Here is a 15,774-nt window from a genome sequence, read left to right as displayed (position 1 = left end):
CTCTGTATCCTTCGCCGGGTCCGGAGCAGCGCGTGGTCTTGTTGGGTTGTGCTCGCGTCCACTGTGTGATTCTGAGGCAGCAGGCACCGCTTGCATCCCCAGGCTCGTGAGGGTTTGGGTTGGTGCGCGTGTTTGTGTGTTTCATAGTGTTACGGCGGTTATGGCGAAGGGGAAACACCCGGTTACATTCCGAACCCGGAAGTTAAGCTCTTCAGCGCCGATGGTACTGCACCGGGGACGGTGTGGGAGAGTAGGTCGCCGCCGGACAATCTTTCATGGGAAGGGCTGTTCTCTGACTTCGTCAGAGAACAGCCCTTTCTGTATTTCTCGACTCTTTTTCTTGCATTCCATATGCGCTTTTTCGCCCTTCGGGCGAAGCGCGTTTTCCGTGCATGTGGTTCTTCGTCACTTTTAATCGTGATTCCCGGACTTCGAGTGTCCGTGTGCGGCGCACATTCGGATGGGTTCGGTACGAGCCGTGGGGGCCATTACTCCATCCGGGTGGGGGCGGCATGGCCGGGAGTCCAAGCCGGCGCCTCGGAGCCTTCGGGAAGTGCCGCGACCTCAGTCGACACACCGGGACATCCGGGAAGCATCCGAGGCCTCAAGCGCTGAAGGGATCCCGGGTGACGCGCTCGGGCTCTCAGACGTGGAGTTCGCCCGAGAGGACGGTCACCGCCCGGCCGGACAGTTCGACGCGGTCCCCGCATACGGTCGTGCGCATCACCCCACCCCTCTCGGAGAGCTGCTCCCCGACGAGGGTCGCCGGGCCCAGCTTGGCCGTCCAGTACGGCGCCAGGGCGCAGTGGGCCGAGCCGGTGACCGGATCCTCGGGGACGCCGACCCTGGGGGCGAAGAACCGCGAGACGTAGTCGACGCCGGGACGAGCCGCCGGGGCGGTCACGATGACCCCTCGTGCGTCGACGGCCGCCAGCGCGGGGAAGTCGGGGGAGGCGGCGCGTACGGCGTCCTCGGACTCCACCTCCACGAGGTAGTCCCAGACGTTCCGGCCGACCCACAGGGGATTCACCCCCAGCGCCTCCGTCAGCCCTTCCGGCGGGTCGGCCTCCTCCAGGGGCTTGGCGGGGAAGTCCATGGTGATCAGACCGGTTTCGTCCCTGGTCACGGCGAGGATTCCGCTCTTCGTGGCGAACTTCAGGGTTTCCGGCGCTGTTCCGGTGGAATACAGGACATGCGCCGTCGCCAAGGTCGCGTGTCCGCACAGGGCCACCTCGGTCGTCGGGGTGAACCAGCGGAGCGAGTACGGCTCGCCGGCCTCTCCTCCGAGGAGGAAGGCGGTCTCGGAGTGCCGCATCTCCGCGGCGAGGGCCTGCATCCAGGCGTCCGGTGCCGGATTGTCGAGTAGGCAGACCCCTGCCGGGTTACCCTTGAAAAGCTGGTCGGTAAATGAATCGACCGTGTAGATGCGCATGTCCATAATGCTAGTCGTGAGGCAATATCCGCCCAGAAGTGGGTATGTGGGTCGGGTGGACCAGTGCGCTAGCCGTACAAAGTGGGAATAAGCCCTGGGCGTGTCGCGCGGCGAACTCCAATTCGTCGGTTACCGTCCAAGGTGGAGGGACAAGCCGGCTGCGGCGTGGTCCTGTAGGAAAGGACGAGCCGATGGGGGCAGTGCGCAAGGTGGCGACATACCTTGGCCTGGGCGATGTTGAGGACTACGACGAGTCCTACGAGTACGTGGACGACGTCGAAGGCGAGGGCGAGGACTGGCAGTCCGCGTCGGAGCGCGCGGCGAGGCGCTGGCGCTCGACGAGCGAGCCCTCACAGATCGTGATGCTGACGCCGCGCAAGTACAACGACGCGCCGCTCATCGGGCGGCATTTCCGTGACGGCCAGACGGTCATCATGGACGTCAACTGCATGAGCACCGCCGAGGCCACCCGGATGGTCGACTTCGCGGCGGGCCTGGCCTACGGCTGCGAGGGCCGCATCGAGCGCATCGCCGAGAAGGTCTTCCTGCTGGCGCCCGCCGACGTGGAGATCACCACCGGCTGATCCGGTCTTTGGAACGTGCCCGGAGGCGTCACGCCGCCTCCGGGCACGTTCGTGTCCCGCGGCGTGCGCAACCCGGCGGCCGAGTACGGCGAGGGGCCGCCTGGCCGACCGCAGTAGGCGAAAAGATCCACAAAACAGAACCTAGCGGGCGCGTGGTCCCCTGCGGAGCAGGCGGATCAGTTCGGCGAGGTCCGCCGCCGCGTCATGGACGCGCTTCTCGTTCTCCCGGGCGTACTCGTGCAGCGCCCATACGGCGCCTTCCGCCAGCTCCCTCAGCTCGGAGAGCTGCGCGGTGACGTACTCGGCGTCGGCCCGCTCGCGCCTGCGCCGGTGCCAGAGCCCATAGCCTCCCGCCGCGAACAGGGCCAGCGCCAGGCCCGCGAGGGGGAGCGTCGCCGAGGTGGCGAACGCCGCCGCCAGTACGGCGACGCCGAAGACGAGGAGCGCGTAACCCATCCAGGGGCGGCCGCGGTTCGGCACACCCTCGACGGAGATCCGCTCCTCGGCCGCGGCCAGCGACTCGGGGTCCGGGCCCTCCGGCCGGAGGACCACGTGGTGTCCCAGGATCGGCATGGTGACCGATTCCGGCGGCTCGGCCTGGGTGGCCGTGACGAGGGTCTCCGCGGCGGACCGCACGATGGGCGCGGCCACGTGCAGGGCGATGCCCGCGAGGTGCAGGTCGGAGCCGGGCCGCAGGTCGGTGAGGAGGTGGTCGGTGAGCCGGCCGGGCGGTGTCTCGGGTTCGGCGGAGCCGATGAGGTGGCGTAGGGCGCCGAGGAGCTCTTTCTCGGCCTCCGTGGGCCTCGTCTCGGGGACGGCCGGTGTGCGGCCGGAGCCGTTCTGCCGGGCGGAGGTGATCTCGGTGCACCGGCCACGGAGGCGGGCGAGCTGGGCGGCGGCCTGCACCGGTTCGGCCAGCTCTGGAAGCTCGGCGAGCTGGGGGAAGTCGACCAGCGAGGGCGGTACCACCATCGCGGGCTCGTGCGGGGTCAGCGCGCTCAGCCAGCGTTCGGGCTCGGCGTGCGCGGGGATGGCCACCGCGTCGAGTCTGCGGAGCACGAAGATCTTGCCGGCGGGGCCGTACGCGCCGCGGGCGGCTGCGAGCCAGAGCGCGCGCTGGCCGTGGGTGACCGGCCGGTCCAGCGACAGTTCACCGAAGGCGATGCCGAGCCAGGAGGCGTGGATCTGCTCGCCCTGCCCGGCGACGGCCAGGGCGAGGCAGAGGAAGAGCGCGGTCTGTCGGCCGTCGAGCTGGGCGGCGCGGCCGAGAGGTTCGAGGGCGTCCTCGCCCCGCAGGATCATGTCGAGAGCCTGGACGGCGGGCCCCAGCCAGTGCTCGGGCGCGTCCGCGGTCTCCGGTGGCATCGGGAGGCCGGCGCCGTCACCGGCGGTCAGGCCCGAAAGGAGCGCCTCGGCGTAGCGGTGCGGCTCCGTTCCGATGCGGGGGCTCGCGGTCAGGTCCGTGCTCAAGGCAGAGAACTCCCCGAAATCGTGACCGACTGACCGCGCCAGCGTAGTGCGATCCGGTCATCCCCGTCGGGAGGCGCGCCGAATCCAACTTTGCCGGATGATCGCCTCGATTTGCTGAATCAAGGCGATCATTCGGTCGATGATCTCACATGCGCTCGGGCACCGGGATGCCGAGCAGGCCCAGGCCGGTCTCCAGGACGCGCAGGGTCAGCGCGAGCAGGGCCAGGCGCGAGGCGCGGGTGGCAGGCTCGACGCCCTCCTTGAGTACGGGGCAGTGCTCGTAGAACGTGGTGAGGGCGCTCGCGGTCTCGAAGAGGTAGGCGGCGAGCTTGTGCGGGACCGACCCCTCGGCCATCTCCAGCACGGCCGGGCCGAACCCGAGGAGCTGGAGGGCGAGGGCTCGCTCGGCCGGGTGGCCGAGGACGATCGGGCCGGTCGCCTCCGCCGGATCGACCTCGCCCCTGCGGAAGATGGAGCGGATCCGGGCGGTGGCGTACTGCAGGTAGGGGCCGGTGTTGCCGGTAAGGGCGAGCATGCGGTCGAAGTCGAAGACGTACTCGCTGTCGTGGCTGACCGACAGGTCCGCGTACTTGACCGCGCCCATGCCGACGGCGCGCGCGATCTCCGCGCGGGTCGCCTCGTCGTAGTCGCGTTCGGCGATCACCGCGGCGGCCCTGGTCTCGGCCTCGGTGAGCAGGTCGAGCAGCTTGATGGACTCGCCGCTGCGGGTCTTGAACATCTTGCCGTCGCTGCCCAGCACGCTGCCGATCTGGACGTGCTCGGCGTCGACGTGGTCGGGCAGCCAGCCGGCCATCCGGGCGGAGGCGAACAGCATCGACATGTGCAGGGCCTGGGTCGCGCCGATCACATAGAGGATGCGGTCGACCTTGAGGTCCTGGACGCGGTAGCGGATCGTCGCCATGTCGGTGGTGGCGTAGCCGTACCCGCCGTCGCTCTTGCGGATCATGAACGGGAGAGGCTGGCCCTCGCGGCCGGTGAAGCCGGGCGGGAAGACGCAGAGCGCGCCGTCGCTGATCACGGCGATGCCGCGTTCCTGCAGCTCGTCGCAGACCTGGGCGAGCATGGGGTTGTACATGCTCTCGCCGGCGATGTCGGCGTCGGTCAGCGTCACGCCGAGCTGGGTGTAGACCTTGTTGAAGTAGCGGACCGTGGCGTCCATGAAGATGCGCCACAGGCGCATGGTCTCCGGCTCCTCGGCCTGGAGGGTGACCACGCGGGCGCGGGCGCGCCGGTTGAACTCGGGGTCGCCGTCGAACTTCGCGCGGGCGGTCTGGTAGTAGGCGTTGCCCTCTCCGGCCTCCAGCTGCGCCACGGCGGCGTCCTCGCCGATGTCGAGGAGGTGCTCGATGAGCATGCCGAACGGGGTGCCCCAGTCGCCCAGGTGGTTCTGCCGGACGACCCGGTTGCCGAGGTGCTCGTGGACGCGGACGAGCGCGTCGCCGACGATGGTGGTGCGCAGGTGGCCGACGTGCATCTCCTTGGCCGCGTTGGGCGCGGAGTAGTCGACCACGACGGTCTGCGGCGACGCGGTCTCGGGGACGCCGGCCCGCGGGTCGGCCAGCAGGCCGGTGACCTGACCGGTGATCCAGTCGTCGGAGAGGGTGATGTTCAGGAAGCCGGGGCCGCTGACCTCGACGGTGCCGGGGAAGGGCTCGCCCTCCCCGCTCGCGCCGGAGAGGCGGTCGGCGATCTCCTGGGCGACCTCGCGCGGGGCCCGTCGCAGTCGCTTGCTCAGGCTCATCGCGACGTTCGCCTGGTAGTCGGCGAACTGCGAAGGACGGATCAGCGGGTCTGCGGTGGCGTACTCAGCGCCGAAGGCGGCGGCCAGCGCCTGCTGGACGCGCTCGGTGAGCACGAGCTGCGGGTCGGTCATACATCAAGGGTATCGGTTGGCCTGCGTTGAACCCGCTATATATCGACCGATGACATGATCTTGAAAACGGTGGCGGGCAGGGGTGCGAGAGGGCCGCGCGGCCTCGTTCCGGGGTCGCGCCGGACGCGGGCCCTGCCCGTGCGGGGTCTCGCCGGGCGTGGCGGTCCTGCCCGTACGACGGTCTCACCGACGTGGCCGTCCCGCCCATGCGGCGGTCTCATTCCGGGGGGCCGTCGCCGGGGTCCGGCGGAGGCGGCGGCGGGGTCGCGGCCGGGGAGGCCGGCGGGGACGATCGTCCCCAGAGGCGGTGCGACCGGGAGTGGGCCAGGCGTTCTCCCACCCGCGCCACCACGCCCCGCCGGGCCAGCTCGGCCGCCAGGACGCACGCGGCGCTGACGCCGCCGGCCCGGGAAGCCCCGTGTGCGATGACCACGGTGCCGTTCAGGCCGAGCAGTACGGCCCCGCCGTGGACCTCCGGGTCGAGCCGCCGGTGAAGCTCCCTGAGGCGTCTGCGCTGCAGCAGGCCACCCAGCCGGGCCGCGTGGCTCTCCCGCAGTGTGGCCCCCAGCTCCGAGAAGGCGTAACGGACGCTGCCCTCCATGGTCTTGAGAGCCACGTTGCCGGTGAAGCCGTCGGCGACGATGACGTCGACGGCTCCGGTGAGCAGGTCGTGTCCCTCGATGTTGCCGGCGAAGTTGAGGCCCGGCACGGCGGACAGCAGTTCGTGGGCCCGCCGGACGAGCTTGTTGCCCTTCTCCGGCTCGCTGCCGATGGTGAGCAGGCCGATCGTGGGGTCGGGGATGTCGAGGCATGCCTGCGCGTAGGCGGCTCCGAGATGAGCGAACTGCACCAGCATCTCGGGTTTGACCTCGGCGTTCGCCCCGGCGTCCAGCAGGATGGTGGGGACGGGCCTGGTCGGCAGGGCGACCGCGATGGCCGGACGGAGCACTCCGGGCTGGCTGCGGAGCCGTAGCTTGCCGGTGGCGACCACCCCGGCGGTGGATCCGGCGGAGACCACGGCGCAGGCGTCGCCCCGCCGTACGAGGTGGCAGGCGACGGCGATGCTGGAGCGCGGGCGGCGAAGGCTCGCCAGGGCGCCCTCGTCCATGGCGAGGGCCTCCTCGGCCCGCACGATGGGGATCTCGGTGAGCGCGTCGTGCCGGGCGAGCGCCTCGTGGAGAGGGCGGGGCGCGCCCACGAGGAGGACGGGCACCCCGTGTTCCCGTACGGCCCGCACGGCTCCCGCGACGATCTCGTCGGGAGCGTGGTCGCCGCCCATGGCGTCCAGGGCGATGGGCGGGACGCCGGAGGCGTCGGTGTCAGGCAAGCGGTCACCTCGTGCGGGAAAGTGGATGTCCGCATCGTAGGCGGGGTGGCCGCGGGCTCGGTCTCCCGGGGGGCCGGAGCCCCCGGATGCGGTCCTTTCCACCCGGTGCCCGAAAGCGTCCAGGGCCCGAAAGCGTCCGAGGCTCGAAAGCGTCCGGAGTTCGAAAGCGTCCGGGGAAGCGGCCGGGGTTCGAAAGCCTCCCGGGACGCAGATGCCTCCCGGGGACGCAGAGGTTCGGGGCTCGAAAGCGTTCCGGGGTCCGGAGGAAGGCTCCCGGGGGCGGGAGGGCTTCGGGAGGGGCGGGTCTCAGTGCCTGGAGGGAAGGTTCCAGTCGGTCGTCTCCCGCGAGACGATGATCTTCCCGAAGGTGACGTTGCCGACGACCCTGATGACGGGTCCGTCCTCGGCGCCGACGCCGCCGGAGATGCTGCGCTTGGAGAACAGCGCGCCGACCTCGTCGATGACGTGGGAGTTCTCGGGGACCCTGACGATCATCTTGCTGAAGCGGCAGTCGACCTCAAGGGTGATCTCCCGGCCGGGGAGGACGGCGTCGGACAGGTCGACGATCAGGGCGCCGAAGGTGGCGTTCAGCGCCGTGTGGCGCCCGGCGATCCAGCGCCCGCCGCGGATCACCTTGCTGAAGACCGCGCCGACCTCCTGCCGGACGGGAGCGGCGCCGGTGCCGGCCGAGGTGATGTCGGGCAGGTCGCGGGTGATCGGGACGAGTTCGCCCACGGTCACGGCGTTGTAGGTCGCCTCCAGGCGGTCGGCGTGTTCGACGCTGGTGAGCCTGCCGGAGGCGAGGGCTTCGCTCAGCACGCTCGCCACATGGTCGCGGTCGGCGTCGGAGGCGCGCAGCGCGGGGTCGGACCCGTGCGGGACGAGACCGGCCACGCGGGTGGCGGGGTCGAGGGAGGTCATACGCCGATTGTATGCGGACAAGATATATCGCGATAGGTGAATCCGGTGTTTTCCGGAGGAGGACGTCAAGTCGTACGGAGCGTAGGGAACGGCGAGCCGCGTGGGGGCGCGGTCCGGAGCCGGGACGCCGGGGAAGGGGCCGTGCGGTCCGGAGCGGGAGAGGTGCCGGGGGAGGGGCCGTGCTGTCCGGAGCCGGAAGGACGCCGGGGAAGGCGGGCCGCATCCGGTTCGGGGTTCCGGTGCGCCGTCCGGCGGGAGTGAAGGTCGTGGCGTGGAGGCCCCGTATCCGCCGTGGCCGGTCAAGTGTGCACCCGGGGACGGGACGGCACGGGCCAGGAGGGTAATCAGCTGGCCAAAGGCCGATCTCGCGCCGTCCGGCCTGGGATACAAATGCCGAGCGGTTCCCGGCCGGCGCGTTCTCCGCGCACCCTTCACCTCGCGCCCGCCGGCGACACAGGGTCCGAAAGCCCGCTTCCCGAAAAGAGTCCGGGAGTCAAGCGGGCCGAAGAGAAGCTGGGAAGGCAACCATGAAGAAGGTCATCAAGACGGCCGTGGCCGTCGCGGCGTTCGGTATCGCGGCGACGGTGTGCGCCCCCGCCCAGGCGGCGACCAACAGCGGTATCGGCGGGAACGACAACCTGCTGGGCATCCTCGGTCTGCAGCTCGACAACCTCAACCTGCTCGGCCAGCCGATCGGGTCGCTCGGTCTCAACGGCGGCACCGAGACGGGCATGCCGTCCATGGGCATGCCGATGGGCGGAATGCCCATGGGCGGAATGCCGATGGGTGGCATGCCCATGGGCGGCATCCCGATGGGCGCGCAGATGGGCGGGATGCCGATGGGCGGCATGCCGCTGGTGGTCATGGGCCGCTGACGGCGGCCAGGTGGCGCTCCCGCGAACGGGCGGGGCGCCACCGGACGGACCGGGTCTCCGCCCCGCGGATCGCTTCGCGGGACGGGGTCCGGGACGGGGCTCGGAGCGGCCCCCGGCCCCCGGCACCCGCCGGGGGCCGGGGGCCGGGGGCCGTGACGAGGAGAGGGGGCGGCCGATGTGCATCGGCCGCCCCCTCTCCGTCGTGCCGCGCGCCGTGACCGGCCGCCGAAGTCCGGCCACGTGCGCCCTCCCGGTGGGCGTGAGGCGCCCCGGGGCGCCGCCCTTCCCGGTGCCGGGGACCTCGCGCTGGTCTCCCGGGTGCTTCGGGCCCGCGGATCGCCCGGGTGTGCGCGGACCCGCTCCGCTCAGGCCCCCGGCGCCCGTACGGCGGTGCGGCGGGCGATCTGGGCCTGGAGCCGCGCCATCTGCCAGTGCAGCTCGATGAGCTGCTCGGTCAGCTGGAGGCGGGGAATCTCGGATGGGTCCTCGACGGCCAGGTGGTCGATCGCGGTCGACAGCTCTCGCAACGCGCTCCCCCACTCCATGACGGCTTCCAATGATCGAACCAACGTTCGAATCATAGCGGACCACTGATCCTCGTGTCAGCGGATCGGGACGGGCGCGCCGGAGACGCGGCGGCCCGCCCGGCGCGCCGGACGCGGCGGGGCCGGGGAACCCGGTGCGCCGGGACGCGTCCGGGTGGGCGGCCGTCCTGCGGGCGCCGGTCCGCCCGGGGCAGGACCGGGGCGGCGGCGCGGTGGTCAGCTCTCGTAGACCGGCGCGATGTAGCCGCGGGCCAGGGTGTGGGCGGTGATGTTGAACCCGACCACGGCCGGCGGGGTGTCGGGGCCCAGGTCGAGCTTGTCCACGTCGAGGGCGTGCACCGCGAGGACGTAGCGGTGCGGCCAGCCGGGCGGCGGGGCGGCGCCGCCGTAGGCGTTGGCGCTGTAGTCGTTGCGGCCGTGGGTGCCGAATCCGCCGTCGGCGCTCCCGGCGCCCCTCGGAAGCTCCGTCACGTCGGCGGGGATGTCGAACAGCAGCCAGTGCCAGAACCCGCTGCCGGTGGGGGCGTCGGGGTCGTAGCAGGTGACGGCGTAGCTCAGCGTGCCCTCGGGGGCGCCGGACCAGCGCAGGTGCGGGGAGAGGTTCTCTCCGGTGAAGCCCCAGTCGTCGAACACATGGGTCCGGGACATGGTCTCGCCGTCGCGGACGTCGTCGCTCTCGACGGTCAGCGCGGGGACCTGGGGCAGGAAGTCGTAGGGGATCGGTGGCCGCGAGGACACAGGTTCACCTCCGGTGGGACGGTCTTTCTGACCTCCCCATCCTGCCCGGGGTCAGGCGTTGTAGGCGGCGAGGACCGCCTTCGGGTCGCCGTCCATCTTGATCTTTCCCTTGTGCAGCCAGATGACCCTGTTGCAGGTCTCCTCGATCACATCGAGGTTGTGGGCGACGAGGAAGACCGTGCCGGCCTCGTCGCGCATCTTCTTGATGCGCTCCTGGCTCTTGCGCTTGAAGTCGCGGTCGCCGGTGGCCAGGGCCTCGTCGATGAGCAGCACGTCGTGGGACTTGGCCGAGGCGATGGCGAAACGCAGGCGGGCGCCCATGCCCGAGGAGTAGGTGGACATGGGGAACTGCACGAACTCCCCGATGCCGGAGAAGTCGACGATGTCGTCGTACTTCTCCTTGACCTGCGCGGGGTTCATCCCCATGGCGTAGCAGCCGAGCACGATGTTGCGCTCGCCGGTGAGCTCGCGCATCAGCGCGGCGTTGACGCCGAGCAGGGACGGCTGGCCGTCGGTGTAGACGGCGCCGGAGTGCGGCGGCAGCAGGCCGGCGATGGCGCGCAGCAGCGTGGACTTGCCGGAGCCGTTGCGGCCGACGATGCCGATGGCGTCGCCGTGGTGGGCCACGAAGGACACGCCGCGTACGGCGTGCACCTCCTTCATCTGGGGCCGTCCCTGGCGCTTGACGAGGCGCATGAGGGCGTTGGCGGCGTTGCCCTTCTCGTTGTCGGTGGCCGCGCCGTACACGCGGTAGATGATGTGCAGATCGTCCACGATGACCGTGGGGACGGGCTCCTCGCCCTTGCCCGCGGGTTCGGGGTCAGGGTGCACCCTGACGTCCGTGCTGGGGACGCCGGGCTCCTCGGCCTTCACGTGCGACAGCTCCTCGGTCAACTCAGCCACGGCCGTACTTCTCCTCGGCTCGCCAGAAGTACCAGAAGCCACCGATCAGGGCGAACACTCCCCAGAATACGCAGACCTGCCAGATGTAGGGGCGAAGCTCGTGCGTTTGCATGAGCAGGTCGCGCATGAGCTCCATGTAGGCGGCGGCCGGGTTGAAGTACATGACGTCGGCGACCCACTGGGGCAGGTGCGCGGCGTTCACGACCCGGTCCTGGATGGAGAAGAACACCCCGGAGGCGTACAGCCAGGTGCGCATGATGAAGGGCAGCAGCTGGTTCAGGTCGCGGGCCGAGGCGCCGACGCGGGCCAGGACCAGGCTCGCGCCGATGTTGAACATGGTCTGCAGCGCCAGGGCGACCGGGACGAGGAGCCAGAGCCACGTGGGCATCTCGCCGAGGACGAACATCAGCGCGACCAGCACGCCCATGGAGATCAGGAGCTGCTGGAACTCCTGGATGGTGTAGGCGAGCGGGAGCGCGGCGCGGGGGAAGTGCAGGGCGCGGATCAGCGACAGGTTGCCGGAGATCGCCTTGGCGCCGCTGCTCACCGAGCGCTGGGTGTAGGTGAAGACGAACATCCCGGTGATGAGGAACGCCGGGTAGTTCACGATGCCGCCCTTGGCCCCGAGGATGAGGCCGAACATCACGTAGTAGATCGCGGCGTTGAGCAGCGGCGTGAGGACCTGCCACAGCTGGCCCAGGGCTGAGTTGCTGTACTTCGAGACGTTCCGCGCGGTGGCGTACGTCATGACGAAGTGCCGTCGTTCCCACAACTGGCGCAGGTAGACGGGCAGACTGGGGCGTGCGATGGCACGCCGAAGTCCGTAACGCTCGGCGAGCTTGGCCAGCGGCTCCTGCCCCGTGGCGGAGGTGCCGTTCTTCGGGCCGCCCGCCTGGGCGTCCGCGATCGCGGATTCCGGCTGGCTCATGGCAAGGACTCTATTGGATGCGAGTGGTTGAAGTGCCTGCGGCGGGGGTCCCGCCGCACACATTGGACGGGATCTCCGGGAAAGAGGTTCCACGGCGATTCGTGTGGTTTGCCGATGGACCCCGGGTCCCCCTCGCCCCGCCCAACGTTAGCCCAGCTCAAGGTCAGCAGAGGGGCAACGGGTGCGAGCACTGCCGGTGCGCCGGTATTTTAGCCTGGTCGTTCACGTACCACATGTGCCTCTATGTCGGGTTAATACCTCGATGGGAGGTTGTGGGGACGGTGCTGGCAGACTTATGGCGTTGAACCGGCATAAGCGTGACCCAACTGCAACATCACAGGGGCGACCCGGTGTGGAGCGGTACGGGATAGTCGCGTCTGACTGGTGGGGCGTCAGCACGTTGCCCAGGGTGACGGGGATCCGAGGACCACAAGATCCTCTTCCGTTGTGCCCCGGTCTTCGGCAGTTAATCGGCGACGTCCGCCTGTAAAGGGAGGAAAAACCTACAATGCGCGTTACTAACGGCGCACGGATCATCGCTGGCACCGCGCTGCTCGCGCTCGGGCTCGCCGCGTGCGGCAGCCAGTCCTCCACCGGCGGGGGATCGGCCGCCGGCGGCGACCAGCCCGTGCGCATGGAGCTGGGTGAGCCGCAGAAGCTCTTCTACCCCGGCGACACCACCGAGTCCGAGGGCTCGGAGGTCCTGGCCGCGATCTTCGCCCCGCTCGTCGACTACGACGACAACAAGCAGGTCGTCAACGACGTCGCCGAGTCGATCGAGTCCACCGACAACAAGGTCTGGACGATCAAGCTCAAGCCGGGCTACACCTGGCACAACGGTGAGCCGCTGATCGCCCAGAACTACGTGGACGCCTGGAACTACGCGGCGAACCAGGACAACGCGCAGGGCGCCAACGGCTTCTTCAGCCGCGTCGAGGGCTGGGCCGACCTGAACCCGGGCGAGGGCAAGACCGTCTCCGCCAAGGGGATGAAGGGCCTCAAGGCCGTCGACGAGAGCACCTTCAAGGTGACGCTCTCCAAGCCGTTCTCGCAGTTCAAGACGATGCTCGGCTACACCGCGTTCTACCCGCTGCCCAAGGCGGCCTTCGGCTCCGACGGCAAGATCACCGACGCGTACGCCAAGCAGCCGATCGGCCAGGGCTACTTCAAGCTCGACAAGCCCTACAACAAGGGCACCGACCAGACGATCGACCTCACCCGCTACGACAAGTTCCCGGGTGAGAAGCCGAAGTTCGACAAGCTCCAGTTCAAGCTCTACACGAGCCCGGAGACCGCGTTCAACGACCTGGTCGCCGGAAACCTGGACGTCCACGACTCGCTGCCCCCGTCGGCCATCTCCCGGGCCAAGACCGAGCTGGGCGAGCGCTACATCGACACCGCCGACGCCGGCGTCGGCTACATCGGCTTCCCGCTGCAGTACAACAAGATCTACTCGAACATCAAGGTGCGCGAGGCCATCTCCATGGCCATCGACCGCAAGACGATCGCCGAGACCGTCTTCTCCGGCACCCGCGCCCCCGCCGACGACTTCATCAACCCGCTGCTGGAGGGCTACCGCCAGGGCGCCTGCGCGGCCTGCACCTACGACCCGGCCAAGGCCAAGGAGCAGTACGCGGCCGCGGGCGGTCCGAAGACGCTGGAGCTGGGCTACAACACCGACGGCCCGCACAAGGAGTGGATCGAGGCTGTCGCCAACAGCCTCCGCGCCAACCTCGGCGTGCAGGTCACGGTCAAGCCGTTCGAGAAGTTCGCCTCGATCCTCGACGACCTGGACAAGAAGAGCTACACCGGCATGTTCCGCATGGGCTGGGCGATCGACTACCCGTCCGCGGAGAACTACCTGACCCCGGTCTTCTCCACCGTCGCGATCAAGACCGGCTCCAACTACGCCGGCTGGTCCAACAAGCAGTTCGACGAGCTGCTGGCCAAGGGCGACGCCGCCGCGACCCAGGAGGAGGGCCTGAAGTACTACCAGCAGGCCGACGACATCCTGATCAAGGATCTGCCGTACATCCCGGTGTACTTCTACCGGACCAACGCGGCCTTCTCCCAGCACGTCAAGGGCGTCAAGACCAACCTCCTCAACCAGGTCGTCTGGACCGAGGTCGAGAAGGTCGCCTGACCGACGCCCCACGGGCCGGGCGCCGCGCCCGGCCGCACGAACCGCCTCACGGCCGCGGACCCTCCTCTTCCGGCACCGACCACCCCCGGGTGCCGGCCGGGGAGGGCCGCGGCGGGGCACAAGGGAGGCTTGAATGGGCCGCTACATCCTCAGGCGCCTGATCCAGGCGATACCCGTCCTGCTGGGCGCCACCCTGCTCATCTACGCCATCGTCTTCGCGCTGCCCGGCGACCCCATCGCGGCGCTGGCGGGCGAGAAGCGGATGGACCCCAACATCGTCGCCATCCTGCGCGAGCAGTACCACCTGAACGACCCGTTCATCGTGCAGTACTGGTACTACCTCACGGGACTGTTCAGCGGCGACTTCGGCAAGACCTTCGCCGGCGTGCCGGTGACGGACCTCATGGCCGGGAAGTTCCAGGTGACCATCAACCTGGCGGTGACCGCGCTGGTCCTGGAGGCGGTCATCGGCATCGGCCTCGGCCTGCTCGCGGCGCTGCGCCGCGGCCGGCCCGCCGACTCGGCGATCCTCGCCGCGACGCTGGTGCTGATCTCCGTCCCCACGCTGGTCACCGGCTTCGTCCTGCAGCTGCTGCTGGGCGTGAAGCTCAAGACGGCCGGGATCGACCTGTTCCCCATCGCGGGCGTGACGGAGGGCTGGCGCAGCTATCTGCTGCCCGGCTTCGTGCTCGCCGGGGTGTCGATCGCCTACCTCACCCGGCTCACCAGGACCAGCCTGGCCGAGACACTGCGCGCCGACTACATCCGCACCGCGGTGGCCAAGGGTCTGCCCCGCCGCCGGGTCGTCGGCCGGCACGCGCTGCGCAACGCCCTGATCCCGCTGATCACCTTCCTCGGCGCCGACCTCGGCACGCTGATGGGCGGCGCGGTGATCACCGAGACGATCTTCAATCTGCCCGGCATCGGCCAGCAGCTGTTCAGCTCCGTCTACCTGCGCGAGCAGTCCGTGGTCGTCGGGATCGTGACCGTGCTGGTGCTGGTCTACATCCTGGCCAACCTGGTCGTCGACCTGCTGTACGCCGTGCTCGACCCGAGGATCCGCTATGAGTGACACGATCGCGCCGGACACCCGGCGCCGCAAGCACGGAGGCGGGACCGCCAGGCACGGCGGGGCCGCCAAGCCGCCCAAGGCGGCGAGCCTGTGGAGCGACGCCTGGCACGACCTGCGCCGCCGCCCCCTCTTCATCGGCTCGGCCGTCCTCATCGCGGTCATCCTGCTCATCGCGGCGTTCCCCGGGCTCTTCACCTCGGTGAACCCGTTCGACGCCGCCAGCTGCGACCTCGGCAAGGCGCGGCAGCCGATGAGCGGCGCCCACTTCTTCGGCACCGACAACCTCGGTTGCGACGTCTACGCGCGCACCCTCTACGGCGCCCGCAACTCGGTCGTGGTCGGTCTGAGCACCACGGTCGTCACCGCGGTCGTCGGCGGCCTGCTCGGTCTGTTCGCCGGGTTCAAGGGCGGCGCGGTGGACACCCTGTTCTCCCGGATCACCGAGATCTTCTTCGCGATCCCGTCGATCCTCGGCGCGCTGCTCATCCTCGCGGTCTTCCGTACCGGCAACGTCTGGACCGTCATGCTGGCGCTGGCCGTGCTGACGTGGCCGATGACGTTCCGCATCATGCGGGCCGCGGTGATCACCGCCAAGAGCCAGGACTACGTCGTCGCCGCGCGGGCGCTCGGCGCCTCGGCCCCCCGGATCATGTTCCGGCACATCCTGCCGAACGCCGTCGCGCCGGTGATCGTGGTCTCCACGATCAACCTGGGCACGTTCATCGCGGCCGAGGCGGGCCTGTCGTTCCTCGGCGTCGGCCTCCGCTCCCCGGACATCTCCTGGGGTCTGATGATCTCCGACGCCCGGGAGCGGTTCCTGGAGGCTCCGGCTCCGCTGCTGTTCCCGGCGCTGTTCCTGAGCCTGACCGTGCTGGCCTTCATCATGCTGGGCGACGCCGTGCGCGACGCCCTCGACCCGAAGCTGCGGTAAGGGGGACCCGC

14 protein-coding genes and 1 rRNA gene are annotated in these 15,774 nt (G+C 69.7%); 6 read left to right on the top strand and 9 right to left on the bottom strand.

The features are described 5' to 3' along the window. Positions 1 to 150 precede the first annotated feature (150 nt). Positions 151 to 267 (top strand): 5S ribosomal RNA (gene rrf / locus ACFYSC_RS07240). Between the two features lie 376 nt (positions 268 to 643). On the opposite strand, the gene ACFYSC_RS07235 is transcribed toward rrf, so the two are convergent. Continuing rightward, on the bottom strand, positions 644 to 1,432 hold the full coding sequence (locus ACFYSC_RS07235) for a PhzF family phenazine biosynthesis protein (RefSeq protein ID WP_389957914.1): 789 nt from the start codon (positions 1,430 to 1,432) through the stop codon (positions 644 to 646). 191 nt (positions 1,433 to 1,623) lie between these two features. Between ACFYSC_RS07235 and ACFYSC_RS07230 the strand changes: the two genes are divergently transcribed. Further along, positions 1,624 to 2,016 (top strand): cell division protein SepF, encoded by a 393-nt coding sequence (locus tag ACFYSC_RS07230; RefSeq protein ID WP_362947485.1) that lies wholly within the window; start codon positions 1,624 to 1,626, stop codon positions 2,014 to 2,016. A 141-nt stretch (positions 2,017 to 2,157) separates the two neighbouring features. Here ACFYSC_RS07230 and ACFYSC_RS07225 read toward each other — a convergent pair whose 3' ends face one another. The 4 genes from ACFYSC_RS07225 to ACFYSC_RS07210 form a co-directional block, all read right to left on the bottom strand. Then, positions 2,158 to 3,486, bottom strand: coding sequence for a hypothetical protein (locus ACFYSC_RS07225; RefSeq protein WP_389957911.1), 1,329 nt, complete (start codon positions 3,484 to 3,486; stop codon positions 2,158 to 2,160). A 145-nt stretch (positions 3,487 to 3,631) separates the two neighbouring features. Then, positions 3,632 to 5,380, bottom strand: coding sequence for an arginine--tRNA ligase (argS, locus tag ACFYSC_RS07220; protein ID WP_389957909.1), 1,749 nt, complete (start codon positions 5,378 to 5,380; stop codon positions 3,632 to 3,634). A gap of 217 nt (positions 5,381 to 5,597) precedes the next feature. After that, positions 5,598 to 6,707 carry a phosphate acyltransferase PlsX gene (gene plsX / locus ACFYSC_RS07215; RefSeq protein ID WP_389957907.1) on the bottom strand — a complete coding sequence of 370 codons (1,110 nt, stop codon included), beginning with the start codon at positions 6,705 to 6,707 and terminating at the stop codon, positions 5,598 to 5,600. 306 nt (positions 6,708 to 7,013) lie between these two features. After that, positions 7,014 to 7,628, bottom strand: coding sequence for a DUF1707 domain-containing protein (locus tag ACFYSC_RS07210; RefSeq protein WP_389957905.1), 615 nt, complete (start codon positions 7,626 to 7,628; stop codon positions 7,014 to 7,016). A 527-nt stretch (positions 7,629 to 8,155) separates the two neighbouring features. Here ACFYSC_RS07210 and ACFYSC_RS07205 point away from each other — a divergent pair. Next, positions 8,156 to 8,503: a hypothetical protein gene (locus ACFYSC_RS07205; RefSeq protein ID WP_389957902.1), complete on the top strand. Its 348-nt coding sequence runs from the start codon at positions 8,156 to 8,158 to the stop codon at positions 8,501 to 8,503. Positions 8,504 to 8,868: 365 nt separating this feature from the next. Here the strand turns inward: ACFYSC_RS07205 and ACFYSC_RS07200 are convergent, their stop codons facing one another. The 4 genes from ACFYSC_RS07200 to ACFYSC_RS07185 form a co-directional block, all read right to left on the bottom strand. After that, complete coding sequence (locus tag ACFYSC_RS07200; protein WP_362931262.1) at positions 8,869 to 9,072, bottom strand: hypothetical protein; 204 nt, start codon at positions 9,070 to 9,072, stop codon at positions 8,869 to 8,871. A gap of 192 nt (positions 9,073 to 9,264) precedes the next feature. Further along, positions 9,265 to 9,786, bottom strand: a complete 522-nt coding sequence (locus ACFYSC_RS07195; protein ID WP_362931264.1) for a YbhB/YbcL family Raf kinase inhibitor-like protein — start codon at positions 9,784 to 9,786, stop codon at positions 9,265 to 9,267. A gap of 51 nt (positions 9,787 to 9,837) precedes the next feature. Continuing rightward, positions 9,838 to 10,689, bottom strand: coding sequence for an ABC transporter ATP-binding protein (locus tag ACFYSC_RS07190; RefSeq protein ID WP_362931266.1), 852 nt, complete (start codon positions 10,687 to 10,689; stop codon positions 9,838 to 9,840). Then, entirely contained in the window at positions 10,682 to 11,617 is a 936-nt protein-coding gene (locus tag ACFYSC_RS07185; protein ID WP_362931268.1) for an ABC transporter permease, read from the bottom strand. Before ACFYSC_RS07185 ends, ACFYSC_RS07190 begins: the two co-directional genes overlap by 8 nt. A 508-nt stretch (positions 11,618 to 12,125) precedes the next feature. Between ACFYSC_RS07185 and ACFYSC_RS07180 the strand changes: the two genes are divergently transcribed. The 3 genes from ACFYSC_RS07180 (at position 12,126) to ACFYSC_RS07170 (ending at position 15,763) form a co-directional block, all read left to right on the top strand. Then, positions 12,126 to 13,760, top strand: a complete 1,635-nt coding sequence (locus ACFYSC_RS07180; RefSeq protein ID WP_389957896.1) for an ABC transporter substrate-binding protein — start codon at positions 12,126 to 12,128, stop codon at positions 13,758 to 13,760. Between the two features lie 133 nt (positions 13,761 to 13,893). Beyond that, positions 13,894 to 14,832, top strand: a complete 939-nt coding sequence (locus ACFYSC_RS07175; protein ID WP_389957893.1) for an ABC transporter permease — start codon at positions 13,894 to 13,896, stop codon at positions 14,830 to 14,832. Next, positions 14,825 to 15,763 (top strand): ABC transporter permease, encoded by a 939-nt coding sequence (locus tag ACFYSC_RS07170; RefSeq protein ID WP_389957891.1) that lies wholly within the window; start codon positions 14,825 to 14,827, stop codon positions 15,761 to 15,763. The genes ACFYSC_RS07175 and ACFYSC_RS07170 overlap by 8 nt, the downstream gene beginning before the upstream one ends. Positions 15,764 to 15,774: the final 11 nt, after the last annotated feature.

This window comes from Streptosporangium sp. NPDC004379 (genome assembly GCF_042873875.1).
In the GTDB taxonomy this organism is placed as follows: Bacteria; Actinomycetota; Actinomycetes; order Streptosporangiales; family Streptosporangiaceae; genus Streptosporangium.
The sequence above is the reverse complement of the archived record's forward strand: the minus strand, read 5'-3'. Positions and strand labels throughout refer to the sequence as shown.